Raw genomic sequence first — 26,654 nt, 5'->3', positions numbered from 1 at the left:
CCTGCTCCGCGGCGCTCGGATTGAGGCGCCTTGGCTCCAGTCCTGTCGGCCATGCTTGCGTAACCAAACCAGTACCGTGGACCGGCCTTGAATGCCAAAGCGCCGTTGAGCCTCTTTATAACTCAACTCGCCTTTTTCGACTTGATCTACAACTGACAATTTAAAAGCTAGCGTGTAATCGCGCTGGCTCCGCCTTTTTCCGGTATCCATTGAATCCTCCTGAAGATTGGTCAGAAGGTGTAAACCTTATTCAGGACGCGACACGATTGAGAAAAAGGCCCATGAGCAATCATGGGCCTTTTTTTATGGGCGCAGCCACGCCTCAAGATGATCGAGCATTGCCATGCACTCATTGGCGCTCTCGGTCATCGCGGCGAGTTTGAAATTCAGCTCACTCAGTTTCACCGCAGCCTTCGCCTGCAAGAGTTGATTGCACACGTTGTCGAGGCGCTGATAAAGCGCTTCGATGAATAGCCCCATCTGCGTATTCACCGACACGAACCCATTGAATAACGCCGCGATATCAGCCTGGTATTCAGCCGCCCTGATGGCCGGATCGGTCGATGCATAAGCCAGATCCCAGACAGGCGTCGTCAATGAATCGCCAAACAACCCTTCGGCAACGGTTGGCGTCGCATGACACAGGCAGGAGCGGTGATCCATAGCGCCGAGAAACACTGACTTCAAGCCAAATGACTCGTCGTACACTTCCACGACTGTGTATTTCAGCTGCCGTATCTCGGCCTGCAGCGCATAGAAACGCAGTGCCAGTTCGTGGATCAGGTCAGGCACATCCTCTGCTGGGAACAACTGCCAGCTGGTCGACCGCGAAAGGCTGAACAGCCGAAAGTCCACCTGGCTGACAGGCTCGTGTCTGGAGGTGTTGCCTGTGATATCCAGGGCTTCGCGGGTAAACACTTGCAGATCCCCTAGATACCCTGCGCCAAGACGCCTCGACGCTTCGGTACGCGCCCAGAAATCCTGCAGATAGCGCTGATTGAACCGGGCGTTCTCCAGACGCGAGTCTTTGGCCAGGACGGCCAATTGATGCCCTGCCTTTCTCCGGCGCTCGAAGACCAGCGGTATCGCATTGAATGTCGTCGGCAAGGTGCCGAGAAATCGCCCGTAACGGTCCAGTACACGCCGTTGCATCGCTGAAAATTCATAAGCCAAAGCATTCATGCCGTTTCAGGAAAGGCAGGCTATTCGCCCACCTTTCCAGCTCCTTGTTATTGATGAATGCTCTTTAGATGCCTGACGACTTCGGCGACTCGATCAATCGCTGCTTGCGCCCGGGTTTCAACGGGAAGCGCAGTGTTCTGTCTGAAATCATTGGCGAAGCGGGTAAAGTCATCGATCAGAACGCTGAACTCTCCAGCGTAAGCCGCACGGCCGTCGTCCAGTTGATCCAGGGTTTCGACCAGCTCGATCCGGCCTTCAATGCGCGCGAGGTCTTTGCTGTATTTGTTGATCTGTGTGCGCAGATCACCTGCCTGTTCATTCAGCCGGTTGTACGCTGCCAGCATATTGAGAAAGGAAACGGCCTCGCCAATGCCGGAAATCAGTTTCTTCAGCGTCTCGATAGCCAGCAGGGCAACTTGCACCTGAGGTGGCGCCAGTCCCAATGCCTTGAGGTTTTCCAGAGACAACTGCGCTTGTTCGCCAATTTTCTCGATGCCAGCCTTGGCGATCAGATCAATACCCTCGGAAACAGACTTCATTTCGGTCGTCAGGTCTGCGAGTTTTTTGTCGGATTCGGCCTTGAGCTCGATCGTGGTGACACGCTCGGCCTTGAGCGTCACGATCCACTCGGCCGAGGCGCTGCGATCGTAATAAGCGCTGATGCTCTTGTGCACAGCTTTCAGATCTTCGTTCTGCACCGCCACCTTGTTGAAGATATTCTTCAGCTCGACCTCCATATCCTCGCGAACTTCGTCCGCGTCGTCCGGATACTCCAGCTCAGCTTGATAGCTGCGCAGTTTTTTATCGGCGCGTTCCAGGTAAATGCTGGTGGCCTGTGCCTGACTCCGCAGATCGTAGGTGGCCTTGTTGATGGCGAGCGCCAGATTGTTCATGGCCCCGACAGTTCCAGGCATGTAATCGAATTGCTCGAAGAGCATCTGAGCCGTGGTATTAAGACCCTGCACACCCGCATTATGCTCACGCAGGCGGGGCATGTTGAATGCGGGTACAGCCGAACTAACCGATAGCAAAGACATCATTGACCCACTCCGAACAACCAGCCCACTTCTTTCATATTCCCTGTCAGCCTCTTCAAACACTTTCAGCAACTGATCAGAGCTGACTTTTATCTGCTCCCAGGGATCGATGATACTCAGTAATTGAATCTTGAAACGGCGTAGCGAAGTCGCTTCGAAAATACCGTCAACTTCCTTGAACGACGCCTCGACGTAATCACTGAGGGCATTCCATACCAGCATCAGGTTCTGAGTCGCGACCTCGGCTTCAATCGCCACGTAACTCAAATTTTGCAAATCATCTCGAACCTTGTTCAACGAACTCAGCGTCTGGTTCTTGCTTGCCATACTCTGGTTATCGACCTGCTGCAGTTGCTTCAGGCGATTACGTTCAGAGCGGATTTTCTCGGCCTTGACGCCTTGGTAAATGCCAAGAATCAATCCGCCAATATTCAGGGTGGCTGCCGACTTGATCGCTTCCTGCACCAGTTGGTCGTACTGTTTGTTCAGTTCATCAATTTCTTTTGCGCGCTGATCAATGACTTCCTGCAGCGCCTTGGTATCGTTCTGATAAGTGTTCCTGGAGACGAACTGCAGTCGCAAGGCAATTTCCGGCAGCACCTTTTCACGCATATCGGCGCCAAAACTGTCCAGCAGGGCCCGAACGCGCTCGGCTTCCTGATGACAATGCGCTACTTTAGCCAACAGGTCATTGAGATACGCCTTGATATCCAGGATATCTTCCGAAGACAGGTCAAGATCAGGCAGACCCGGAATCTGCCGTTGCAGATTCAGGTATTCCTCAGGCGTATTGATGTTGTGCTCTTCGAGATACCTCGAGGCCTTGAGATCCTCATACACTTCAACAATGGCGTTACCCGTGCGGATAATACTGCCAGCAAAGATTCTCAGATCGTTACCGGTCAACATGATCTTTTCGCGCAATGGCGACCAGCGTTTGGCGTGATCATAGGTCATGCTGAAGGTACGCAGGAAATCTCCCGCTTTCAGGCCCACGCCGCCTTCATCACCCGCACCATAGTTTAGATAGGCAATAACATCTTGCAACCGGACGGGCAGCGAGAGGCCGAGAACTTCATACTTCCTGAGACTGATAATTTGCTCTTTGGTCAGTTGTATACCGGTACCCCGGTTATATTCCTCACCCACGCCCAGCGAGGCATTTACAAATGCCAGAGGCGCTTTCGCGGCGGCCTCGACCACCTTGTCATTTAACTTGAGTTCCATCAAAGACTCCTTGTCTTCCGTGGATATTAATAACGGCTATTTTATTTTCGATGTCGACAAGAAACTTCCAATCACTTGAACAACATCGAACCCGACAGTAGGCAGATACAACTAATTCGCCAAGTTATTAACTATTAAAATTAAATACAAGAAGCAGAAAAGCCAACTAACCAGTGGCCAACCGAAAGACTTTTTAATGACTCAAGCGACGAGCAATTCCCCAAGCCGCTGCCGATAAGCATCGGCCATCTGGCGAATCGACGGATGACGAGCGCTCGATAATGAACCCATGCTCACCCGCAGAAAATTCACGTTCCCTGTAGCCAGTGCCTTGCGCAACCAGCCCAGTGCGTCCTCGATCAATCCAGCATCAGCCAGCATTGCGGCATAACTGAACTGCCCACGAAAATCTCCGCCCTCGGCCGAGCGTCGGTACCAGTCGCGCGCGGCGACCGGGTCGGCCCGACAGACCAGCCCTTCTTCCAGATAACGCCCCAGCAGGTTCATCGACTTGGCGTGGCCGGCTTCAGCGGCGCGCTGATACAGCCCCAGGGCCTGAGCATGATCCAACATCACTCCGCGCCCGGTACCCAGCAGGTTGGCCAGGTTGTACATCGCCCAATCCAGCCCCGCGTCAGCGGCGATTCGATAATGCTGCGCGGCAATCGCGGCATTCGCCACACACCCCCAGCCATGTTCATGACAACGCCCCAGCATGTTGCGCGCCATCAAGTGCCCTTGCCCGGCAGCGATACCAAACCAGCGCAGTGCCAAGGGTTGATCCTGGGCGATGCCACGGCCATCGAGCAGGATCTGCCCGAGCAGCGCCTGCGCTTCAACAATGCCCTGGCCGGCCGCGAGCAGAATCGCCTGCGCCGCACGCGCCGGGCTTTCTTCAAGCATGGCGTTGAGCTGGGCGCCGTCGAGTACTTCTTCGCGTCGCAGTTGAAAACTCATACCTCGACCCAGCGCCGCAACAGATTGTGATAGGTGCCGGTGAGGCGGATCAGCGACGGGTGATCGGGCATGTCTTGAGTGAGCTGCTGGATCGCCCCGTCCATCTCGAACAGCAGGGCGCGCTGGCTGTCTTCGCGCACCAGACTTTGCGTCCAGAAGAACGACGCATAACGCGCGCCGCGGGTGACGGCATTGACCTTGTGCAGGCTGGTGCCGGGGTACAGCACCATGTCGCCGGCGGGCAGTTTCACCCGTTGCGTGCCGAAAGTATCCTGGATCTCCAGCTCGCCGCCGTCGTAATCCTCGGGTTCGCTGAAAAACAGTGTGGCCGACAGATCGGTGCGCACCCGCTCGATGCTGCCTTTGGGCTGACGCACGGCGTTGTCGATGTGAAAGTCGAAACTGCCGCCCGCCGTGTAGCAGTTGAGTAACGGCGGGAATACTTTGTGCGGCAGCGCGGCCGACATGAACAGCGGATTTTTCCACAACCGTTCGAGCATCGCTGCGCCGATTTCTTTGGCCAGTGGGTGGCCTTCCGGGAGCTGCAGATTGTGCTTGGCCTTCGCCGACTGATAGCCGGCGGTGATCTTGCCATCGGCCCAATCCGCCTGCTCCAGCGCCTCGCGGATGCGCTGCACTTCTGCTTTGGCGAACAGGCCGGGGATGTGCAGCAGCATGGCGATCGTACCTGATGGTAAAGGGGTGCCAATGGTATTGATTCTTATTGGCTGTGTAAAACCCGCACGACGGATGAATCGGCAAAAACCGTAAGGTTAAATTGTAAAGAATGTAAATTCGTCGCGAATAACAATGTTTCGCAATTGATACGAATACCTGTTTACCCTATATTCCGCGACCTCAAATCCTTGGGGAGGGGAATAAAAATGTCACGTCAACAGGTTCAATTGCCGGTCAGTTCACCACGTTTGCTTGCTTCGGCCATTGGTGTTGCCATCACCGCCGGCTCTGCTGGGCACATGGTCTTCGCCGCAGAAAAGACCGACAGCAAAGCTTCCGGCAATGCCATCGCTCTGGACGCTACCGCCATCACCGGCGAAGCGCAGGACTCGACGTCCTACCAGGTCGAAAAAGCCTCCTCGCCCAAGTACACCGCGCCGCTAGTCGACACGCCGCGCTCGGTCACCGTCATTCCGCAACAAGTCCTGAAAGATACCGGCGCCCTGAACATGCAGGACGCGCTGCGCACCGTGCCGGGCATCACCTTCGGTGCCGGTGAAGGCGGCAACCCGCAGGGCGATCGCCCGTTCATTCGTGGTTTCGACGCCCAGGGCGACACCTACCTCGACGGCGTGCGCGACACCGGTTCGCAGAGTCGCGAAATCTTTGCCGTGGAAAACATCGAAGTCAGCAAGGGCCCGAACTCCGCCATCGGCGGTCGCGGCGCGGCTGGCGGCAGCATCAACCTGGTGAGCAAGAAAGCGCACCTGGGCAACTCGTTCGACGGCGGCTTCACCTGGGGTTCCGACCAGACCCAGCGTTACACCCTGGACGGCAACTACCAGTTCAGCGACACCGCTGCCGGCCGCCTGAACCTGATGAGCCACGAGAGCAACGTCGCCGGTCGCGACAAGGTCGACTACGATCGCTGGGGCATCGCGCCGTCCCTGGCGTTTGGCCTGGGCACCGACACCCGCGTCAACCTTGACTACTACCATCTGGAAAGCAACGACACCCCGGACTCGGGCATTCCCTACACCATTCCGGCCGGCGGTTCGGCAGCACGCACCAAGTCCAACCCGGACAAGCCGTACGCCGGTGGTGATCACAGCAACTTCTACGGTCTGGATCGCGACTTCCGCAAGGGCCGCACCGACACCGCGACCTTCGCCATCGAGCATGACCTGAGCGACTCGCTGACCATCAAGAACACCCTGCGCCACGGCACCAGCATGCAGGATTACATCCTCACCCAGCCGGACGACAGCAAGGGCAACGTCAACAATGGCAGCGTCTGGCGCCGTGCCAACACTCGGGTCAGCAACACCGAGACCACCACCAACCAGACTGATCTGTTCGGCAATTTCTACGTCGCCGGTTTCAAGAACAGCTTCTCCACCGGTGTCGAATACACCCGCGAGGAAGGCCAGAAGTCCTCGTACAACGTCAACACTGACACCACGCCGCGCACCAGCGCTGCGACCACCAATTGCACCCCGTCGATGATTGGCGCATCGAGCGGCTACAACTGCACCTCGCTGTCGAACCCGAATCCGAACGATCCGTGGAACGGCGCGATCTCGCGCAACTACGCCGGTACCGACACCAAGGCCAACACTTACGCGCTGTATGCGTTCGACACCCTGGAGTTGTCCGAGCAGTGGCTGGTGAACATGGGCCTGCGTTACGACCACTTCGACACCGACTACAAGACCTACAACAACGCCGGCACCACCACCTCCAAGGGTGATGACACCAGCGAATTCGTCACCGGTCAGTTCGGCGTGGTCTACAAACCGGCACCGAACGGCAGCATCTACGCCTCCTACGCGACCTCCGCGACGCCACCGGGCAACACCCTCGGTGAAGGCCAGGAAGGCAACCCGCTGGGCGGCACCCCGGATCGCAACGGCAACCTGCTCAAGAGCGACATGGAGCCGGAAACCACCAAGAACTACGAAATCGGCACCAAGTGGGATCTGTTGAACGATCGCCTGTCGCTGACCGCTGACATCTTCCGCACCGAGAAAGAAAACGCTCGCGTACAAGTCGACACCACCTCCTACGAGAACGCCGGCAAGACCCGCGTGCAAGGTATCGAGCTGTCGGCCAGCGGCAAGATCACTGACAAGTGGCAAGTGTTCGCCGGCTACGCCTACATGGACAGCGAACAGGTGGACGGCGGTGACCTGCCAGCCAACAAAATCAACAACGGTAACGAGTTGCCCAACACGCCGAAAAACAGCGCCAGCCTGTGGACCACTTATCAGGTCACACCGAAGCTGACCCTCGGTGGCGGCGCGTTCTACGTCGACGACGTTTACGGCAGCGTGGCCAACACCACCATGGTCGATTCCTATGTACGTTACGACGCGATGGCCGCCTACAAGCTGAGCAAGAACGTCGACCTGCAACTCAACGTGCAGAACCTGACCAACGAAACCTACTACGACAAAGCCTTCTCGACCCACTTCGCCAACCAGGCGGCGGGCCGTACGGCGCTGTTGAGCACCAACTTCCACTTCTGATTGATGCGGTAAATGTGGGAGCGGGCTTGCTCGCGAAGGCGATGTGTCAGTGAAATAGATATCGACTGACACGACGCATTCGGGAGCAAGCCCCCTCCCACAGTTAATGCAATCAGCAGATCCGGCCCCGTTCATTAGATTGAACGGGGCCTTTGTGCGTAATCAAAGAAGCTCTCGACAACCCACGGCATAATGCGCGCCGTGATGACAATTTTCGAACGGACAAGGCGAGCGACGTGTTGAAGAAAACCCTGTTCCAGTTGCACTGGTTTTTCGGCATCACTGCCGGGCTGGTGCTGGCCCTGATGGGCATTACCGGTGCCGCCTATTCGTTCCAGGACGAAATCCTGCGGGCGCTGAACCCGTCGGTGTTGCAGGTGGAAAAACAGGTCGCTGGCGTCCTGCCTCCAGTCGAGCTGGTGGAACACATCGAAGCGAACTCCGGCAAGAAAGTCGGGATGCTCTGGGTCGAGACCGACAGTGGCAACGCCGCGCGCGTCTACTTCACCCCGCCAAAAGGCGAACGCCGTGGCGAGATGCGCTACTTCAACCCATACACCGGCGAGTTCATGGGCGACGCCGTGGGTCAGGACTTCTTCGGCCTGATGCTGCAACTGCACCGCTTTCTCGCCATGGGCGACACCGGGCGCAACATCACCGGCGCCTGCACCCTGATCCTGCTGTTCTTCTGCCTCTCCGGGCTGTATCTGCGCTGGCCACGCCAGTGGAACAGCTGGCGCGTGTGGCTGACCCTCGACTGGAAGAAAAAGGGCCGCAGCTTCAACTGGGATCTGCACTCGGTGGCTGGCACCTGGTGCCTGCTGGTGTATTTGCTGCTGGCGTTGACCGGGTTGTCCTGGTCGTACGAGTGGTACAACAAAGGCCTGACCAGACTGCTTTCCGATGCGCCGCAAAACGAGCGCGTGCGCGGCGGTCGCGGCCCGGCGCCAGAAGGTCCGGCACCGACCGCCGACTATGCGGCGATGTGGAGCAGCATCTACAGCGCTGCCGGCCCGGGCCTGTCGGCCTACAACATCCGCATGCCGCCAGTGGCCGGGCAACCGGCGACCGTGTTCTACCTGCTCGACAGCTCGCCGCATGATCGCGCGCTGAACCAGATCACCCTCGACCCGGCCACCGGTGTGGTCAAACGCGTTGATCGCTACGCTGACAAGAGCTTCAAGGCGCAGCTGTTGACCAGCATTTACGCGCTGCACGTCGGCAGCTATTTCGGTCTGGTCGGACGGATCATCGTCACCCTCGCCGCCGTGTGCATGCCGCTGTTTTTCATCACCGGGTGGCTGCTGTATCTGGATCGCCGACGCAAGAAAAAGCAGATTCAGGACGCGCGCAAAGATCTCCAGCCACCGAGCGGTGATGCACCGGCATGGCTGGTGGGTTTCGCCAGCCAGAGCGGTTTTGCCGAGCAACTGGCGTGGCAGACTGCCGGGCAATTGCAGGCCGCCGGGTTGCCGGTGAAGGTGCAGCCGCTGGCGAATGTCAGCGCACAGGATCTGCGTGAGTCGAATAACGCGCTGTTCGTGGTCAGTACCTTCGGCGACGGTGAAGCACCGGACAGCGCCCGCGGTTTCGAGCGCAAAGTGCTGAGCAACGCTGCAAGCTTCGACGGCCTGAACTATGCGGTGTTGGGCCTCGGCGACCGCCAGTACCAGAATTTCTGCGGCTTCGCCCGACGCCTGCATCAGTGGTTGGGCGAGCACGGCGGCAAGACCCTGTTTGCCCCGGTCGAAGTCGACAGCGGCGACCCATACGCCCTGCGTCATTGGCAAACCCAGCTCGGACAGCTGACCGGGCAAGCGCCGGTCGACAACTGGCAAGCGCCGAGCTACGACAACTGGACGCTGGTCAGCCGCGAACTGATGAACCCCGACAGCAGCGGCGCGCCGGTGTACCTGCTGGGCCTGAAGGCGCCGAGCACCAGCAGCTGGCTGGCCGGCGACCTGGTGGAAGTGCTGCCGCGCAACTGCCCGTGGGCCATCGAACACTTCCTCGACGGCCTCGGCATTCGTGGCGAAACCACGGTGAAGATCAACGGCCTCGAAGAGCCACTGGAAATCGCCCTCGCCAGCCGCCAGTTGCCCGAGCATCGCGCGCATCTGGTCGGCCTGCATGCACAAGCGCTGGTGGATGCGATGGTGCCGCTGGCCATGCGCGAATACTCGATCGCCTCGATTGCCGCCGACGGTGTGCTGGAGCTGATCGTGCGTCAGGAACAACACAGCGACGGCAGCCTGGGCATCGGCTCCGGCTGGCTGACCGAGCATGCGCCCGTGGGCGGCAGCATCAGCCTGCGTGTGCGACGCAACAGTGGCTTCCATTTGCCGAACGAAGAGGTGCCGATGATTCTGCTGGGCAACGGCACCGGCCTCGCCGGGCTGCGCAGCCTGCTCAAAGCACGCATCGCCGACGGTCAGCAGCGTCACTGGCTGCTGTTCGGCGAGCGCAATCGTCAGCACGATTTCCTCTGCCGGGCGGAGCTGGAAGAGTGGTTGATCAATGGTGATCTGGCGCGGCTGGACCTGGCGTTTTCGCGGGATCAGGCGCAAAAGATTTACGTGCAGGATCGTCTGCGCGAATCCGCTGACGAACTGAAGAAATGGCTGGCTGACGGTGCGGTGATCTACATCTGCGGCAGCCTGCAGGGCATGGCCGCCGGCGTCGATCAGGCACTCAACGACATCCTCGGTACCACCGAAGTCGAACGTCTGATCGAACAGGGCCGCTATCGCCGCGACGTGTACTGACACCCATCATTACCCAGTGGGAGCGGGCTTGCTCGCGAAGGCGCCGTGCCAGTCGATATCGACTTCGCTGACACACCGTCTTCGCGAGCAAGCCCGCTCCCACAGGTTCTCAGCGTCTAAACTGGCTGCAATTTCTGCTCGAAAACCGCTACCCCATTCAAATCCCGCAACACCACACTCATCTCCCCGCTCTGCCCTTCGATGTTCACCTCGCCAAAGAACTGAAAGCCGGCAAACGGTGAAGCGTTCTGCGTGGGTGGGGCCTTCTGGAACACCACTTCCGGGCCGAAGGTCTTGTCCAGCGGATTAGGACCGAAACTCCCGGCATTCAGCGGCCCGGCGACAAATTCCCAGAACGGTTCAAAATCCTGAAACGCCGCGCGGTCCGGGTGGTAGTGATGCGCCGCGCAGTAATGCACGTCGGCAGTCAGGAACACGAAATTACGCACCTGCTGCGCGCGCAGAAAACCGAGCAACTCGGCGACTTCCAGCTCACGTCCCTGCGCCGGGCCCGGATCACCGTTGGCCACCGCCTCCCAGCGCGCCACACCCGGGCTGACTTCACCATCGGGCACGCCGAGGCCGATCGGCATGTCGGCGGCGATCACCTTCCACTGCGCCTTCGAGTGCTTCAAGCCACGCTTGAGCCAGTCCAGTTGCTCGCGCCCCAAAAACGGTTTCGCCGCGCCGAGGTTGTCGTCGTTGGTCCCGCGATAACTGCGCATGTCGAGCACGAACACATCAAGCATCGGCCCGTAGCTGAGCTTGCGATAAATTCGCCCGCCGCCGTCGGCCGCCTGCAAACGCATCGGCGAATATTCCAGCCAGGCCTTGCGCGCGCGGCCGACCAAGGTGTGGATATCTTTTTCCTGATAACGCTCGTCGAGCTGCTTGCCCGGCGACCAGTTGTTGACCACTTCGTGGTCGTCCCACTGCCAGATCTGCGGGACTTCGGCGTTGAAACGGCGGATGTTTTCGTCCATCAGGTTGTAGCGATAATTGCCGCGATAATCGTCAAGGGTCTGCGCGACTTTGCTCTTGGCCTCGGTGGTGAGGTTGCGCCAGATACGTCCACCTTCGGTGGTCAGTTGCGCCGGCACCGGGCCGTCGGCGTAGATGGTGTCGCCGCTGTGGATAAAGAAGTCCGGCAGGCGCAGGCGCATGGATTCGTAGATGCGCATGCCGCCGATGTCCGGGTTGATGCCGAAGCCCTGGCCGACGGTGTCGCCACTCCAGACGAAACGGATATTGCGCCGCGCCTTCGGAGCGCTGCGCAAATGGCCGAGCCACGGCTCGCTGGCGACGCCGGATTGTGCGTCCTTGAAATACACCCGGTAGAAAATCGCCTGATCAGCGGGCAGCCCGGTGAGTTCGACGCGGGCGGTGAAGTCGGTGCGCGCATCGGCCAGTGCCGAGACTACCCGGCGCGGGTGGCGAAACTGACTGCGGGTGTCCCACTCGACCACCATCCGCGCCGGACGGTCGCTGCGGCTCCAGATCATCGCGCGGTCGCCTTGCAGGTCGCCAGACTGCACGCCGTCGGTGAGTTGCGGCCGATCCTTGACCGACGCGATCACCGCCGGCGCCAGCCCCGGCATCAGCAGCCCGGCACCGACCACCTGCATGACCCGTCGACGCCCCGGATTGAAATCGCTCATGCTGTTCTCCCTGGAAAAAGGAAAACTTAAGCACGGGATGATGAATCCGGCATGACAACACATCCCCCCTGTGGGAGCGGGCTTGCTCGCGAAAGCGGTGTGTCAGTTTAAGAAATATCGACTGACATGACGCCTTCGCGAGCAAGCCCGCTCCCACAGGGGTATTGCAGTGTCAGGCTTTGGCGGGTTCCAGCGCCAACTCAACAGCTTCCGGACGCTTGACCGTCGCATAGACAACAGCAGTCAACAGACTCCCCGCAACAATCGCCAGCAGATACAGCAACGCATGATTGATCGCATTCGGGATCGCCAGCACAAACAAGCCACCGTGCGGTGCCATCAGTTTGCAGCCGAAGTACATCGACAACGCGCCGGTCAACGCACCGCCGGCGATGCTCGCCGGAATCACTCGCAGCGGGTCTTTCGCGGCAAACGGAATCGCCCCTTCGGAGATGAAGCACAGCCCCAGCACCAGCGCCGCTTTACCGGCCTCGCGCTCGGTCTCGGCAAACTTGCGGCGAGCAATGAAAGTGGCAATGCCCAGCCCGATTGGCGGGACCATGCCGGCGGCCATGGTCGCGGCCATCGGTGCATAACTCTGCGAAGCCAGCAGCCCCACCGAGAAGGCATACGCGGCTTTGTTGATCGGCCCGCCGAGGTCGACGCACATCATGCCGCCGAGCAACACGCCGAGCAGGATCGCGTTGGTGGTGCCCATGCTGTCGAGAAAATGCGTCAGTGCCGCAAGCATCCCCGCGACCGGTTTACCGACCACGTAGATCATCACCAGCCCGGTGAACAGGCTGGCGAACAACGGGATGATCAGAATCGGTTTCAGCGCTTCAAGACTCTGCGGCAAGGCAACATAGCGACTGATGGCCTTGGCCGCATAACCGGCGATAAACCCGGCGACGATCCCGCCGATAAACCCTGCCCCCAGCGTGCTGGCGAGCAAGCCACCAATCATCCCCGGCGCCAGGCCCGGGCGGTCGGCGATCGAGTAAGCGATGTAACCGGCGAGCAGCGGCACCATCAGCTTGAACGCGGTTTCGCCGCCGATCTGCATCAGCGCTGCCGCCAGCGTGCCCTCTTCCTTGAACGCGGTGATGCCGAAGACGAACGACAAGGCGATCATCAGACCCCCGGCCACCACCATCGGCAGCATGAACGAAACACCGGTCAGCAGGTGTTTGTAAACGCCGGTTTTCTCTTGCTTGGCCGGCGCCTTGCCGTCGCTCGCAGCGCTCTCCACCTGAGCTTCGGCGAGGGCTTTTTTCAGCGTCGCTTCGGATTGCTTGAGGGCAATGCCGGTGCCGCAACGGTAGATTTTCTTGCCGGCGAAACGCTCGGTGGCGACTTCGATGTCGGCCGCCAGCAACACCACGTCAGCCTCGGCAATCGCCGTTGCGCTGAGCGGGGTTTTCGCGCCGACCGAGCCTTGGGTTTCGACGTGCAGTTCATAGCCCAGACGCTTGGCCGTCTGCTGCAACGCCTCGGCCGCCATGAAGGTGTGGGCAACACCCGTCGGGCACGCAGTGATGGCGACGATGCGTGGCGCACGTGGCGCAGCGGCAACCGGGACGGCTTCGCTGGCGAGGTAAACTTCGGCCTCTTGCGCACCACGGCGCAGCACCGCTTCGACATCCTGCAGCGCTTGCGCCGGGGCGATGCGGAACACGCGCTTGCCGACGAAACGGCGCATGTCGACATCACCGGTGGCCACCAGCAACACCCACTCCGCCGCCTCAATGGTGGCGTCCGACAATTCACGTTCCGGGTGCGCCGCATCGACCACTTCAACGCTGGTGCTCCAGCCCTGACGCTGGGCCGCCGCGTCCAGCAGACGGGCGCACAGCACACTGGTGACCATGCCGTTCGGGCAGGCCGTGACAATGGCTAATTTCATGACAAACCCTCTTATTGTTCTGTCAGGGGACGCACGCGTACGCCCTGTTCGAGCTGCGCCAGTTGCGCCGCATCGTTGATGCCGAAACCGATCTGCGTCACCGCCATCGCGGCAATCGCCGTGGCCGTGCGCAGGGTCTGCTCGGGCGTATCGGCACTGAGCAGACCGTGGAGCATGCCGGCCAGCAACGAGTCACCGGCCCCTACCGTGCTGGCAACAGTCACCTTCGGCGGCGTGGCATGCAGCGCCGAGCCGACGCTGAACCAGTTCACACCGTCGGCGCCATGGGAGATCACCACGTGCTCGATACCCTTGGCGTGCAGGCACGCCGCAGCCTGAGCTTCGGCGGCGTGCGAAACCACATCGCAATCGAGCGCATCGGCGAGTTCTTCAGTATTCGGCTTGATCAGCCACGGACGCCCTTCAATGGCCGCGCGCAAAGCTTCGCCACTGCTGTCGAGGGCGACTTTCAGGCCGAGACCGTTCAGGCGTTCGATCAACTCACGCAACCACTGCGCGCTGACGCCACGCGGCAGACTGCCGGCGACCACCACCGCGTCATGCCCCGGAGCGATCTGCAGCAGACGCTCAAGCAACGCCTGCTGCGCCGTCGCGTCGACCACCGGCCCCGGGCCGTTGATGTCGGTGATGCGCCCGTCGTGCTCGGCGACCTTGATGTTGCTGCGCGTCTCCCCCGGCACGCGAATGAACGCATCGACAAAGCCGCGCTTGGCGAACAAAGTCTCGAAGGCTTGCAGATTGTCTTCGCCGAGAAAGCCGCTGACCGTCAGTTGATGCCCGAGGTCTGCGAGTACCTGGGCGACGTTCACGCCTTTGCCGGCGGCGTGGGTGTGCATCTCGTCGCTGCGGTTGACCTGACCGGCCTCCAGGCGTGGCAGCTCGACCGTGAGGTCCAGCGCCGGGTTGAGGGTCAGGGTGAGAATCTTGGCCATTACAGGGCCTCCACTAATGCACGCACTTCGTTCGCGCTGCCCACGGTGAGGGCTTGTTGAGCAAGGGTTTGCGCCTGGGTCAGGCTGAGTTCGCGGATGCGCGCCTTGACCTCGGCGATGCTGCGACCGGACACGCTCAGCTCATCGACACCGAGGCCGACCAGCACCGGCACCGCCAGCGGATCCGCCGCCAGCTCGCCGCACACGCCGACCCATTTGCCATGGGTATGTGCGGCGCGCACGGTGATGTCGATCAGTTGCAGCACCGCCGGGTGCAGGCCGTCAGCCTGGGCCGAGAGTGTCGGGTGACCACGGTCGATGGCCAGGGTGTATTGCGTCAGGTCGTTGGTACCGACGCTGAAGAAGTCGACTTCCTTGGCCAATACCGGCGCCAGCAATGCAGCGGACGGTACTTCGATCATGATCCCCAGTTGCAAGTCCGCGACCGGGATTTCCAGGCGCAGACGCTCGGTCATGTCGCGGGCCTGACGCCATTCTTCGACGCTGCCGACCATCGGGAACATGATCCGCAGCGGCCGGTTATCCGCCGAACGCAGCAAGGCGCGCAATTGCGCTTCCATGACCTGTGGACGCTGCAAGGTCAGGCGAATGCCGCGCACGCCGAGGAACGGGTTTTCCTCCTTGGCGATCGGCCAATATGGCAGCGGTTTGTCGCCGCCGACATCAAGGGTGCGCACCACCAGCGGTCGCCCGGCGAGGCCGTCGAGAACGCGGCGGTATTCGGCTTCCTGAGTGGCTTCGTCCGGCGCCTGCGGGTGGGCCATGAAAATCAGTTCGGTGCGCAGCAGGCCAATACCTTCGGCGCCCTGCTCGACCGCAGCGGTAACGCCGGCGCTTTCACCGATGTTGGCGAACACTTCCACGGCGTGACCGTCAGTGGTGTGCGCCGGTTGATGGCGTTGTTCGGCGGCAGCCTTGAGACGCTGCTCGCGGGTGTCGCGTTCTTCGGCGGCACGTTGCAGGGTCGCGGCATCGGCGTCGACGTGCAGGCGACCGCGCTGGCCGTCGAGCAGCAACGGCGTGCCCGGTTCCAGCAGCAACACCGCAGCGCCAGCTCCGACCAGCGCAGGAATCCCGAGAGCACGGGCGACGATTGCACTGTGCGCGGTGGCGCCGCCGCGCGCGGTGAGAATCCCCGCTACCCGCGCCGGATCGAGCCGTGCGACGTCCGACGGACCGACCTCGTCCATCACCAGAATGTACGGTTGTTCAGGCTCATTCGGAGTCTGCACACCACAGAGTTGCGCCAGTACCCGGCGACCGATATCACGCAGATCCGCCGCCCGCTCAGCGAGCAACGCGTCCTGCAGCGATTCCTGTTGTTTGGCCGCTGCTTCAATCACCGCCATCCACGCCGCTTCGGCGCTCTCGCCTTGCTTGAGACGGGTGTCGACTTCGTCGGTCAGTTCCGGGTCGTCGAGCATTTCCTGGTGGGTGATAAAGATCTCGCGGATGGCCTTGGCCTTGCTGCGTTCGATCAGGCCCTGGATGTCACTGCGCACATCGCTCAACGCTTGCTTGAGGCGCTCGCGCTCGATGGCGGCGGACTCGCCGCGCAACGGGTAATCGATAGCCTGTTGCACCTGAATGTGCGCTGGGCCAATGGCGATGCCCGGTGCGGCAGGGATCGCCTGCAACTGCGCGCCGGACGCCGGGGCGATCAGCACCTCGGCAATATCGGTGATGACTTCGCGTTGCTGACTCACGGCCGGCAACGGTTCGACTTCTTCACCGAGGCCTTCTTCGATAGCGGCCAGCAATGCAGGCAAGGCGTCGGCAGCGATGCTCGGTTCAGCGATCAACTCCAGCACCTGACCACGACGGGCGCCGAGGCTCAGCAATTTGCTCAGGCTTTTTACCGACACGGCACTGTCCGCGCTGTCGACGATGCGCACGCGGATTTCACCGTCGAAACTCTTCGCCAGTTGCGCAAGGATCTTCGCCGGACGTGCATGCAAACCGTGGGCGTTGGCCAGGGCAATACGCGCGCTCGGCCAATCGGCCGGCAGTTCGCCGCCGAGCACTTCGAGGACTTTGCGGCTGCTGGTGGCGCGGCCCAATTCATGGCCGCGCCCTTCGATGAGCAGCGCACACAGGCGTTCGAGCAGCGCCTGATGCGCCTCACCCAGACTGGCCAGACAGAACAGACCGCTGAGCGGCTGGCCGAGGTAACGCATCGGTTTGTCCGGGGTGACGAACGCCAGGCCCGGACGTTTCACGGTCTGCTCGCTGTGCAGCCACCACAGGCCATCGCCCAGTGGCAGCGCTTCGACTTGTTGCAACACGCCGGCAAAACCATTGCTCACACAATCGGCCTGACGCAACAGACGCGCGCCACGCCAGACCAATTCTTCGAAATCGTCAGCCGACACGCCGAGGCCGATCATCTGCGCATCCAGCGCCAGTTCCTGTGGCGCGCCTTGCAGTAACTTCAGCAGCGCCTCGGGAGAACTGGCGCGACGCAGGGCCTGACCCAGATCGGTCTCGCCAAGGGCGCGGGTCAGCAGTTGCAGCAGACGCAGGTGTTCGTCGGATTTGGCGGCGATGCCGATCGCCAGATAAACGATCTGGCCGTCGCCCCAGTCCACGCCCTCGGGAAACTGCATCAGCCGCACGCCGGTGGCGAACACCTGATCGCGGGTCTCGGGCGTACCGTGAGGGATGGCAATACCTTGACCAAGAAAGGTCGAGCCCTGGGCTTCCCGGGCCTGCAATCCAGCGAGGTAGCCATCGGCGACCAGGCCATCGGCCACCAGATGATGGGCAAGCAATTGCAGGGCGGCGGGTTTATCCACAGCCGATTGGCCCATGGATATCTGCTCTATAGTGAGCTCGAGCATGCGATCTCCTTTTTGGCACATGGATGCGCCAGGATATTGTTTTGAATGGTCACAGCTTAGGCGCTGGTCAGCCTGCTTTTCAGCGGCAGTTTTGGCGGTTTCACGGCAGAACCGGCCAAAGGCGTCTAAAACGTAGAAAATACGCTTGCTGAAACGTTTAATCTAGATTGATCGGCACGTTACTCGATAATGTCTCATCCTTGAAGTCCAACTTGTCGGATGCGCTGCGACAATAGTCGTCTGCCCGAATCGGGTAGGATTGGCGAAAATGTGGCGGCAAGCTCGAAAAAACAAGGAAATCCCGGGTTGAAACTCAGTGATATCGCGCGGTTGGCCGGAGTGTCCGTGACCACCGCCAGCTACGTCATCAACGGCAAGGCCGAACAGCAACGCATCAGCAACGCCACGGTCGAGCGGGTGCGTGCGGTCGTCAAACAGCACGGCTTCACCCCCAACCCGCAAGCGGCCGGTTTGCGCAGTCGGCACACCCGCACGTTGGGTTTTATTCTGCCGGACCTGGAAAACCCCAGTTACGCGCGGATCGCCAAACTGCTGGAGCAAGGCGCGCGGGCGCGTGGCTATCAGTTGCTGATTGCCAGCTCCGACGATGCGCCGGACAGCGAGCGCCAGTTGCTGCAACTGTTCAAGGCGCGCCGCTGCGATGCGCTGATCGTCGCCAGTTGCCTGCCGGCCGGTGACGACAGCTACCGCCAGTTGCAGGCCAAGGGCCTGCCGATCATCGCCATCGACCGGGTCATGGAGCCCGAGCACTTCTGCTCGGTGATCAGTGACGACCGCGAAGCCAGCCTGCACCTGACCCAGAGCCTGCTCGATCCGCAGCCGAAACAGATCGTGCTGCTCGGCGCGCGTCCGGAGCTGAGCATCAGTCAGGAACGTGCGGCGGGCTTCAAGCAGGCGCTGGTCGACTTCAAAGGCGAAGTGCTGATCGAGCACGCCGAGTCCTTCAGCCGCGAATGCGGCAAGCAATTGATGGAAGAACTCCTGCAACGTCTGGGGCATTTGCCGGATGCGCTGGTGACCACGTCCTACGTGCTGTTGCAGGGCGTGTTCGATGCGCTGCATGACTTCCCGCTCAAATCCCGCCCGCTGCGTCTGGGCACCTTCGGTGACACGCAGTTGCTCGACTTCCTGCCGCTGCCGGTCAACGCCATGGCCCAGCAGCACCAGTTGATCGCCGACAAGGCGCTGGAACTGGCGCTGGCCGCCGTCGAGCAATCGCAATACAAGCCTGGCGTGCAGGCCATCGCCCGTACCTTCAAGCAGCGTATTCATCGGGACTGAACCGTGGAGCTGATCGACAGCCACACCCACCTCGACTTCCCCGACTTCGACGCCGATCGCTCAGCCTTGCTCGCCGAAAGCCGCGCCCTCGGGGTGCGGCGGATGGTGGTGCTGGGGGTTTATCAGGGCAATTGGCAGCGGGTGTGGGAGTTGGTGCAGAGCGATGCCGACCTGTACGCGGCATTCGGTCTGCATCCGGTGTATCTCGATCAGCATCAACCCGAAGATCTACGCGCACTCGGCGACTGGCTGACGCGGCTGCGCGGCCATCGGCAATTGTGTGCAGTAGGCGAGATCGGCCTGGATTACTTCATCGAAACCCTCGACCGCGAACGCCAGCAGGCGCTGTTCGACGCGCAGCTGCAACTGGCGGCAGATTTCGAACTGCCGGCGCTGATCCACGTGCGCCGCAGCCACGCCGCGGTGATCGCCACGCTCAAGCGCTTTAAGCTCAAGCGCGCGGGCATCATCCACGCGTTCGCCGGCAGCCGCGAAGAAGCACGCGAATACATCAAGCTCGGTTTCAAACTGGGTCTGGGCGGCGCGCCGACCTGGCCGCAGGCGTTGCGCATGCATCGGGTATTGGCGGATCTGCCGCTCGATTCGATCGTGCTGGAAACCGACTCCCCGGACATGGCGCCGGCGATGTTTCCCGGCGTACGCAATACACCGGCACACTTGCCGGCGATCTGTGCAGCACTGGCCGAGTTGATGAATGTCAGTGCAGAACGACTGGCCGCCGCCAGTACCGCCAACAGCTGCGAAGTGTTCGGTTGGTAATCAGTCGCCGTGGGCTTTGGCCGCTTCGAGAATCAAGGTCATGTGCTGACGCTGGCGGACAAAGCGTGCCAGTGCGAAGTAGATAAAAATCACGATCAACGACGCATTCAACTGTTCAGTCACGCTGAGCAGCCCGATCCATTCCATGACCAACGCCACCAGCAGCGCAGTGCACACGGTTACCGACGCGCTGAAGCGCAGCAATCCCAGCGAATCGAGGGACTTGAAGCGTTTGATCTGTTTAGGGCAGCGCAGCTCCAGAGCTTCCTGGCAGTGCGCGCAAGTGAACGGTTCGTTGATTGCGATGGCGTTGAGTTGCCAGGGTTTGAGTACCTGTAGGGTCTGGCAATGAGCACAACGGCCCTGGATTCCCAGGGTTGCAACGGACATGAGCGGCCTCCTCGACGCAATCAGCAGAACTCGGATACTGGCTCATTAATGACGAAAAGCCAGCCGTCGAAAGAAAACAGGAATTGGCTTACAAGCGTAAGCATCAATGCATTACAAAATGTTCTGACATTACCGCCCTTGTAGGAGTGAGCCTGCTCGCGATAGCGGTGTATCAGCCAACAATTGAATTGACTGACACACCGCTATCGCGAGCAGGCTCACTCCTACAGAATTCGCGCTCGATCAGACGCGGAACGCGCTGATCAGTTGTTTCAGCTCCACTACCTGCGCCGACAGTGCCCGGCTGGCGTCCTCCGTCTGGTGCGCCCCCTGGGCCGTGCGCTCGCCAGCGCGATTGATCTCGACGATGTTCTGGTCGATGTCATGGGCCACCGCAGTCTGTTGCTCCACGGCGGCAGCGATCTGCTGGTTCTGGTCGACGATCATGCCTACCGCGCCGAGGATGTTTTCCAGCGCCTGCTGGACCTTTTCCGACTGCCCGACCGTGCCGTTGGCCATCTGATGGCTAACGCCCATGGCCTTCACCGCCGCGCCCACGCCGCCATGCAGTCTGGCGATCATCTGCTCGATTTCTTCGGTCGATTGCTGGGTGCGCTTGGCCAACGTACGCACTTCGTCCGCCACCACCGCAAATCCCCGGCCCTGCTCGCCGGCGCGGGCGGCTTCGATGGCGGCGTTGAGCGCCAGCAAGTTGGTCTGCTCGGCAATGCTCTTGATCACTTCCAGCACGCGGCTGATCGACTGGCTGTCGCTGGCCAACTGGTTGATCACCAGCACCGATTGATCGATCTCACTGGCCAGCGCAGCAATGCTGCCCTGCTGCGACTCCACCAGTGTGCGACCGCTGACGGTTTCATCGTTGACGCTGTGCGCGCTGCTCACCGCTGCCGCTGCGCTGCGTGCAACTTCCAGCGAGGTCGCCGACATCTGGTTCATCGCGGTCGCCACTTGCTCGATCTGCGTGCGCTGCCCGGCCACCGCCTGATTGCTTTGCGCCGAGACAGTTTCCACCTGCCCGGCCTGGCGCTCGACCTCAGCCACGGTCTGCCCGACTCGCTCGATCAGGTCATGAATTTTCCGCACGGTGCCGTTGAACACCTCACCCAGCTCGCCGAGTTCATCGCGGCTGTTGGCCTTGAAATTGACCGTCATGTCACCGGCCGCGACTTTGTCCATCATTGCGCCCAGGCGCTTGAGCGTGGTGCGGGTCGAGGCGTAGAACCCGCCGTAGAGATAGAAAATCAGCACGAACACCACCGCCAGCGCCACCGCCTGCAACACCATGTGCGTGCGGTTTTGCGCGAGGCGCTGCTGCAGTTGGGTATCGAGGAATTTCAGGGTCGCGTCATTAAGCTGGTAGGTCTGCGCCATCAGCCCGGTGACCTGATCGTAGAACGCCTGCCACGGGGTATCGAGGGTCTCGGCCACCACGACTTTCGCTTCAAACAGTTCGCTGGCCTGTTTGAGCGAAGCCTTGCTGCTGTCGGCCGGCGGGCTGAGGCTGGCGCGTGCGGCTTTGCTGGAGTCGAGGGCGTCCTGCAGTTTCAGCGCGTATTCGGCCTGGAGCTTTTCAATCTGCGCCAGCAACTCGTCGAAACGGCTGCTCGACGAACTGTTGAGAAAGCCCTGCCCCAACGAATACGAACCGATGGCCCGACCTTCGCCGAGAGTCTGGGTCACAGCCGGGGTGATATTGGTGAGCAGCTCGCTGAGCTGGCGAATGTCGCTCTGGTTGTCGCGGCTCAGACCGGCCTGACTGGCGATGATCTGGCTGAAAATCTGCGCGTTGCCGAGCAGCTTGCCGATCATTGCGCTTTTGCTTTGCAGGGAGCTTTCCGCCAGTTGGGCCTTGAACGCGCTGATCATTTCATCGCGTTTGCCGTCGAACAGTTTGATCTGTTCGGGATCGTCGGTCATCGCCTGCAGACCTTGCAGACGCGCCAGTACGGCTTGTTCCAGGCTGTTGATCTGCGCTTCGAGGTTGTCGGCTTTGCCGGACTGGCCGAGGGTGACGTTGATCTGCACCAGATTGTTCAACGTCTCCAGATCCCGGCGCAGGCTCAGGCTGCTGCCCAGCAGATCGAGGCTCTGCAATTCGACCCGGGTGCCCTGGAACTCGCGATAGGAATCGCGCACCAGATAGAAATTGGTCACCAGCATCGGTACCAGGAACAGCACGCTGATCAGGCTGAACTTCATGCCGAAGCTCAGACGGTTCATCAGCGAGACGGCGGGATAGAGCAAGCTCTTCACTGGAAGTCTCCCTTGGCTTTTCTTGTTTTTATTGGCAGGCGCGGGGCGACAGCAGATAGCCACTATCGGGCGCTGTCTCTGTATAGCTCAAATCGGGGAGAGGTTTTGTAACTTAAGGTTAACGACTACGCTGCGCCGGTCACTGACCTGTGGCGAGGGGATTTATCCCCGATGGGCTGCGCAGCAGCCCCATTAAGTGGGGCCGCTGCGCGCCCCATCGGGGATAAATCCCCTCACCACAATGAATTTCACGGGCGAGTATCAGTGAATCAAAACTGTCCACAAGGCAAACCCGGCATACCACAGCACCGCCGCACGCAGCAGCAGTTCCCACAGGCAATCGAGGGTGTTGATACCCTCAGGCCCGACCACCGGCGGCGGGATCTCACCCGCTGCCAGCCCGACCTTGTTGATCAGGTGTGCGGCGCTGATGTTCCAGTTCAGCAGTTCGTGCAACATCACCCGGCTGACCGCAACAAAGTTGCCGACCAGAGCCAGACTGGCGGCGAGCAAGCGCACCGGCAACCAGTCAAAGGCGTGACGTAACTGGCCGGCGCGTTCGGCGAGCGCCGGGTTCTGGCTGTGCTCTTCAGCCAATGCGAGCAAGCGATAAGCCAGCGCCGCCACCGGGCCAAGCACGAAGTACCAGAAGATCACCGCGAAGAAACTTTGATAGGCCTGCCACAACAGGTGCCCTTGAACCCGATCCAGCAATTGCTCACCACTGTCGGCGCAGATATCCAGATCACGCTTGGCCACATGCGCGGCCGCTTGCAGGTCTTCACGGCGCCAGGCGTCACGAAACGGCCCGAGGCCGCCAAGCAGATCACCGCGCCCCAAGGCGTAAATCACCACCAGCAAGTGCACCGGCAAGGCCAGCAAGCCGTACGCGACGGGTTCCAGTACCACCAGCAAAAAGGCGAGCAGCGCCACCGGCAGCAACACCAGAATCGTCAGCACCAGCCATGGTCGCTGGGCCAGGCGCTCGCTGGTTTCGAGTTTGTGCAGTTCGCGGATCCATCCGCCATCGCGTTGAACCCGATGGCGCAGGGCCGAGAATTTCTCGATCCAGACCGCCAGCAGTAACACCAGAAAACTCATTGTCCTTCCTCTTGTGCCAGGGCTGCGCGGTAACGCGCCCAGTCGAATGCCGGGCCAGGATCGGTCTTGCGCCCGGGTGCGATGTCGCTGTGCCCGCAGATACGGGCGCCGGTGATAGCCGGAAATGCTGTTTGCAGCTGACGCGTCAACGTGATCAGCGCCTGATACTGCGCATCGGTAAAGGGCAGATCATCAGTGCCTTCGAGCTCGATGCCCACGGAAAAATCGTTACAGGTTTCCCGGCCTTCGAACATCGACACGCCCGCATGCCACGCCCGCTCAAGACAGGAGACAAACTGGGTGACGCTGCCGTCACGTTCGATCAGAAAATGCGCCGAGACGCGCAGGTCGGCAATCCCTGCAAAATAGGGATGCTCGGTGACATCCAGACGATTCTGGAAAAATTCCTGCACCTTGCCGGTGGCGAACTGCGCCGGCGGCAGGCTGATGTTGTGGATCACCAACAGGGAGATTTCGCCCGCAGGGCGTTCATTGAAGTTGGGCGATGGGCAGACCTGTACCCCGTGACACCACCCGCTAGCGGGATCCAACTGCATACCGATTCCTTCAACGCCGACTGTGTTGGCGCCCAGTATGCCGTGATCGGCCCCCGGCGCGCGATCACTTGCCGCGATTGAGTCGCCGCAGATTGCCGAGCACCGATTCCAGCGCCCGATCGAACAGCAAGGTGTCATCCAGCGCCCGCACCGCGCCACGGCGGAACTCGAGGGCCAGCTCGACGCGGCTGCGCTCCAGCACTTTCATCCCGGTGCGGTCGACAAACACGTATTTGCCGGTGGCTTCGATGATCGCTGCCAGTTTGCAGCGCAGGCTGTGCTCGTCGTCTTCCTGGAACGCCACCCAACTGCCCAGGCGCAGTTGCTCCAACTGACGCAGCCCCGGGTCGTCATGCGCCAGGCCGCTGGCATTCACGCCGATCGCGCCCTCGTCGGCGCTACGCAGGGTGATGTGCTGCGACACCTCCACCAACGCCGGCGCATCGGCCGGCGGCTGCTCGGTGAGCGGTTCAAGCACACGCACATGCAGCGCTTCCAGCTCGCTGAAAAATTCGCTGGTGGCGAACGGATCAAACGCCGAGCTGCTCAGGCCATCACGCAATGATTTGAGCAACCCTGGCACCAGCGCCAGCAACTGCAGACCGGCGTCCGCCTCGTCGTGACGCTGCACGCTCCAGATCAATTGCTCCATGGTCTGCACATCGGCCTGCCATTCAGCGCAGTGGTCGCCATGTTTGAGGCAGGTCAGCAGCAGCACTTTGCTCCACGCATCACGCACAAAGGTCACCACCGACGGCGGCAGGACTTTACCCAGCAACGCCTGGTTCAGCACATGCTCGACTCGCTGCCGAGCCAGTTCGGTTTTCGCCCGCCCTTCCTCGGCATCGCGCAAACGCTGTTCGAGCAATTCGCTGCGCCGCCGCTCATCACTGGTGAAGGCCAGGAAATCGGCGAGCAACTCGGAGAAAATCGCCGGGTCGTCGACGAAGTCACTCAACAGGCGCTGCACCACTTGTTCGATGCGCAGATACAGGCTGTCACGCGCCTCGCCATTGCAATCGCCCCAACCCATGGCGGCATCGGCGATTTCATTGAGCAGGCGCCGCGCCGGGTGGCTGCTGCGGCTGAAGAAACTTTTGTCGAGTACTGCCACCTTGAGCATCGGAATCTGCAAACGCGCGATCAACGCCTTGAGCGAATCCGGCAGGTTACGGTCTTCGAGGATGCAATCGAAGACCATGGCGATCAGGTTGATCACGTCTTCATCCGCGCCGTCGACGATGCGTGATTTGCCGCTCCTCACGCTGACCCGCGTCAGCAGCTGCTCAAGCTGATTGCGCAGATCGAAATCGTCCTGCGCCGCCAGCGCCGGGACGTATTGCTGCAAGTGTGAAAGCAGGCGCAGTAGATCACGGGTGCTGATCGGTTGCGCCGCCGCACTCGGCTCCAGGGTCGGCGCGACACTGCCGCGCACGTGCAGCAGCAGTTCCTGCAACGCGGCGAAGACTTCCTGCACGCCTTCGTCGGCGGGCGCGGGTTCGTCACTCTCTTCGCTGCTGATGCTTGCTGCCGCACGCTCGATTGCGCGGCGTGCGGGGGCCGGTTTCAACTCAGGCAACACGCCGGTGGCGACCAGCAATTGATTGGCTTCGGCATACAACTGCTCGGTATCGGCCAGCACATAGCGTTCGAACAGTTTGAGCAGGATCAGCTTGACCTTGATCTCCACGCCCAGGTTACGTCCGGCCTGCAGAAAGAACTCGCAGAGCATCGCCGGGCCGAGCGGGTTGTGTTGGTTATCGAAATCCTTGCCCAGCAACACGTTGAGGCGTGCGGTCAGTTGATCAAGAGCAAAGCCATCACGCTTGAGCACCCGCCCGACCATGGTCTCGACCGCCACGCTGCGCTCCATGTCATCGGTACGCGGTGCCGAATCCTCGAATATCAGCGTGCCGGGCAACGCGGGTTGCACGACTTCGTATTGAATCAGCGCGACAAAGGCTTCGAAGAATTGCTCGAGAAAACCCCGTTCGATGTTTTTGCGCTTGAGGCGCAGGTCGCGCATGGCTTCGAAAAAGATGTTCTGCTCGACATCGTTGCGCGCTCGGTCGGCCATTTCGAACAGGGTGTCGTCGGCATTATCGAACAACTCCTGCAAACCGTGGCGCAGTTGCTGGGCGGCCTTGTCGCGGACCTGAAGCAGAATCACAGGCAGGCGGGCGAGCGGCGAATGATTCGCCTGATCGGTAGCGGCCTTGTGCAAAGGCACTACATTCCCGTCGTTGTGCATCCAAGCCTCCTGAAACGGTGATTTCACTGGTCAGTTACAACACAGGTCCCTGTGGGAGCGGGAGACGTCAAAGCTATGACGTCAAATGCAAGGCGGATTATCTTGCAAAACTTGTCCCCGGCGCTATAGCCGTCAGGGTTTCCCCTATGCCGTCGCACCTTGCAGTGACCACGAAAAACCGCGCTTTGCTCACAGGAAATCGACCAGTTGCAGTCAGGCACGCGCGTTCTCGCCTTGGGTTGGCTCT

18 protein-coding genes and 1 pseudogene are annotated in these 26,654 nt (G+C 60.7%); 4 read left to right on the top strand and 15 right to left on the bottom strand.

What is annotated here, in order from left to right; translation table 11 throughout:
- From CRO59_RS27545 to CRO59_RS27525, 5 genes are all read right to left on the bottom strand, one after another.
- Positions 1-210: helix-turn-helix domain-containing protein (locus CRO59_RS27545; protein WP_143503297.1), on the bottom strand; the 210-nt coding region annotated here is incomplete at its 3' end.
- Between the two features lie 93 nt (positions 211-303).
- Positions 304-1,182: a hypothetical protein gene (locus CRO59_RS27540; protein ID WP_097090484.1), complete on the bottom strand. Its 879-nt coding sequence runs from the start codon at positions 1,180-1,182 to the stop codon at positions 304-306.
- 47 nt (positions 1,183-1,229) lie between these two features.
- Positions 1,230-3,446 carry an alpha-xenorhabdolysin family binary toxin subunit A gene (locus CRO59_RS27535; protein ID WP_097090483.1) on the bottom strand — a complete coding sequence of 739 codons (2,217 nt, stop codon included), beginning with the start codon at positions 3,444-3,446 and terminating at the stop codon, positions 1,230-1,232.
- 201 nt (positions 3,447-3,647) lie between these two features.
- Positions 3,648-4,403: a tetratricopeptide repeat protein gene (locus CRO59_RS27530; RefSeq protein ID WP_097090482.1), complete on the bottom strand. Its 756-nt coding sequence runs from the start codon at positions 4,401-4,403 to the stop codon at positions 3,648-3,650.
- On the bottom strand, positions 4,400-5,080 hold the full coding sequence (locus tag CRO59_RS27525) for a Fe2+-dependent dioxygenase (protein WP_027610799.1): 681 nt from the start codon (positions 5,078-5,080) through the stop codon (positions 4,400-4,402). The genes CRO59_RS27530 and CRO59_RS27525 overlap by 4 nt, the downstream gene beginning before the upstream one ends.
- A gap of 207 nt (positions 5,081-5,287) precedes the next feature.
- Here CRO59_RS27525 and CRO59_RS27520 point away from each other — a divergent pair, with 207 nt between their 5' ends.
- Together CRO59_RS27520 and CRO59_RS27515 are read left to right on the top strand one after the other, a co-directional pair.
- Entirely contained in the window at positions 5,288-7,609 is a 2,322-nt protein-coding gene (locus CRO59_RS27520; RefSeq protein ID WP_096795326.1) for a TonB-dependent siderophore receptor, read from the top strand.
- Positions 7,610-7,845: 236 nt separating this feature from the next.
- Positions 7,846-10,374 carry a sulfite reductase flavoprotein subunit alpha gene (locus CRO59_RS27515; protein ID WP_097090485.1) on the top strand — a complete coding sequence of 843 codons (2,529 nt, stop codon included), beginning with the start codon at positions 7,846-7,848 and terminating at the stop codon, positions 10,372-10,374.
- Between the two features lie 116 nt (positions 10,375-10,490).
- Here CRO59_RS27515 and CRO59_RS27510 read toward each other — a convergent pair whose 3' ends face one another.
- The 4 genes from CRO59_RS27510 to ptsP form a co-directional block, all read right to left on the bottom strand.
- Complete coding sequence (locus CRO59_RS27510) at positions 10,491-12,032, bottom strand: alkaline phosphatase (RefSeq protein WP_097090481.1); 1,542 nt, start codon at positions 12,030-12,032, stop codon at positions 10,491-10,493.
- Between the two features lie 172 nt (positions 12,033-12,204).
- The gene (locus CRO59_RS27505; RefSeq protein WP_097090480.1) at positions 12,205-13,938 is read right to left on the bottom strand and encodes a PTS fructose-like transporter subunit IIB; all 1,734 of its coding nucleotides are present in this window, start codon (positions 13,936-13,938) and stop codon (positions 12,205-12,207) included.
- Positions 13,939-13,949: 11 nt separating this feature from the next.
- A complete protein-coding gene (gene pfkB / locus CRO59_RS27500) occupies positions 13,950-14,891 on the bottom strand; it encodes a 1-phosphofructokinase (protein WP_027610794.1) in 942 nt (313 codons plus the stop codon).
- Positions 14,891-17,752 carry a phosphoenolpyruvate--protein phosphotransferase gene (gene ptsP, locus CRO59_RS27495; RefSeq protein ID WP_097090479.1) on the bottom strand — a complete coding sequence of 954 codons (2,862 nt, stop codon included), beginning with the start codon at positions 17,750-17,752 and terminating at the stop codon, positions 14,891-14,893. Before ptsP ends, pfkB begins: the two co-directional genes overlap by 1 nt.
- A 306-nt stretch (positions 17,753-18,058) precedes the next feature.
- Between ptsP and cra the strand changes: the two genes are divergently transcribed.
- Together cra and CRO59_RS27485 are read left to right on the top strand one after the other, a co-directional pair.
- A complete protein-coding gene (gene cra / locus CRO59_RS27490) occupies positions 18,059-19,054 on the top strand; it encodes a catabolite repressor/activator (RefSeq protein WP_097090478.1) in 996 nt (331 codons plus the stop codon).
- Between the two features lie 3 nt (positions 19,055-19,057).
- Positions 19,058-19,834 (top strand): TatD family hydrolase, encoded by a 777-nt coding sequence (locus CRO59_RS27485; protein WP_097090477.1) that lies wholly within the window; start codon positions 19,058-19,060, stop codon positions 19,832-19,834.
- Here the strand turns inward: CRO59_RS27485 and CRO59_RS27480 are convergent, their stop codons facing one another.
- The 6 genes and pseudogenes from CRO59_RS27480 to CRO59_RS27460 form a co-directional block, all read right to left on the bottom strand.
- Positions 19,835-20,224: a hypothetical protein gene (locus tag CRO59_RS27480; RefSeq protein ID WP_097090476.1), complete on the bottom strand. Its 390-nt coding sequence runs from the start codon at positions 20,222-20,224 to the stop codon at positions 19,835-19,837.
- 243 nt (positions 20,225-20,467) lie between these two features.
- Positions 20,468-21,172, bottom strand: coding sequence for a methyl-accepting chemotaxis protein (locus CRO59_RS29355; RefSeq protein ID WP_371917844.1), 705 nt, complete (start codon positions 21,170-21,172; stop codon positions 20,468-20,470).
- A 153-nt stretch (positions 21,173-21,325) separates the two neighbouring features.
- Positions 21,326-21,529, bottom strand: a pseudogene (locus CRO59_RS29350) (HAMP domain-containing protein); the annotation flags it as partial.
- A 1,230-nt stretch (positions 21,530-22,759) separates the two neighbouring features.
- The gene (gene ampE / locus CRO59_RS27470; RefSeq protein WP_097090474.1) at positions 22,760-23,599 is read right to left on the bottom strand and encodes a regulatory signaling modulator protein AmpE; all 840 of its coding nucleotides are present in this window, start codon (positions 23,597-23,599) and stop codon (positions 22,760-22,762) included.
- Complete coding sequence (gene ampD, locus CRO59_RS27465; RefSeq protein ID WP_003221563.1) at positions 23,596-24,156, bottom strand: 1,6-anhydro-N-acetylmuramyl-L-alanine amidase AmpD; 561 nt, start codon at positions 24,154-24,156, stop codon at positions 23,596-23,598. Before ampD ends, ampE begins: the two co-directional genes overlap by 4 nt.
- A 64-nt stretch (positions 24,157-24,220) precedes the next feature.
- Positions 24,221-26,407 (bottom strand): DUF1631 domain-containing protein, encoded by a 2,187-nt coding sequence (locus CRO59_RS27460; RefSeq protein ID WP_027610786.1) that lies wholly within the window; start codon positions 26,405-26,407, stop codon positions 24,221-24,223.
- Positions 26,408-26,654: the final 247 nt, after the last annotated feature.

It is taken from the genome of Pseudomonas sp. LAMO17WK12:I5, from assembly GCF_900215165.1.
In the GTDB taxonomy this organism is placed as follows: Bacteria; Pseudomonadota; Gammaproteobacteria; order Pseudomonadales; family Pseudomonadaceae; genus Aquipseudomonas; species Aquipseudomonas putida_A.
The sequence above is the reverse complement of the archived record's forward strand: the minus strand, read 5'-3'. Positions and strand labels throughout refer to the sequence as shown.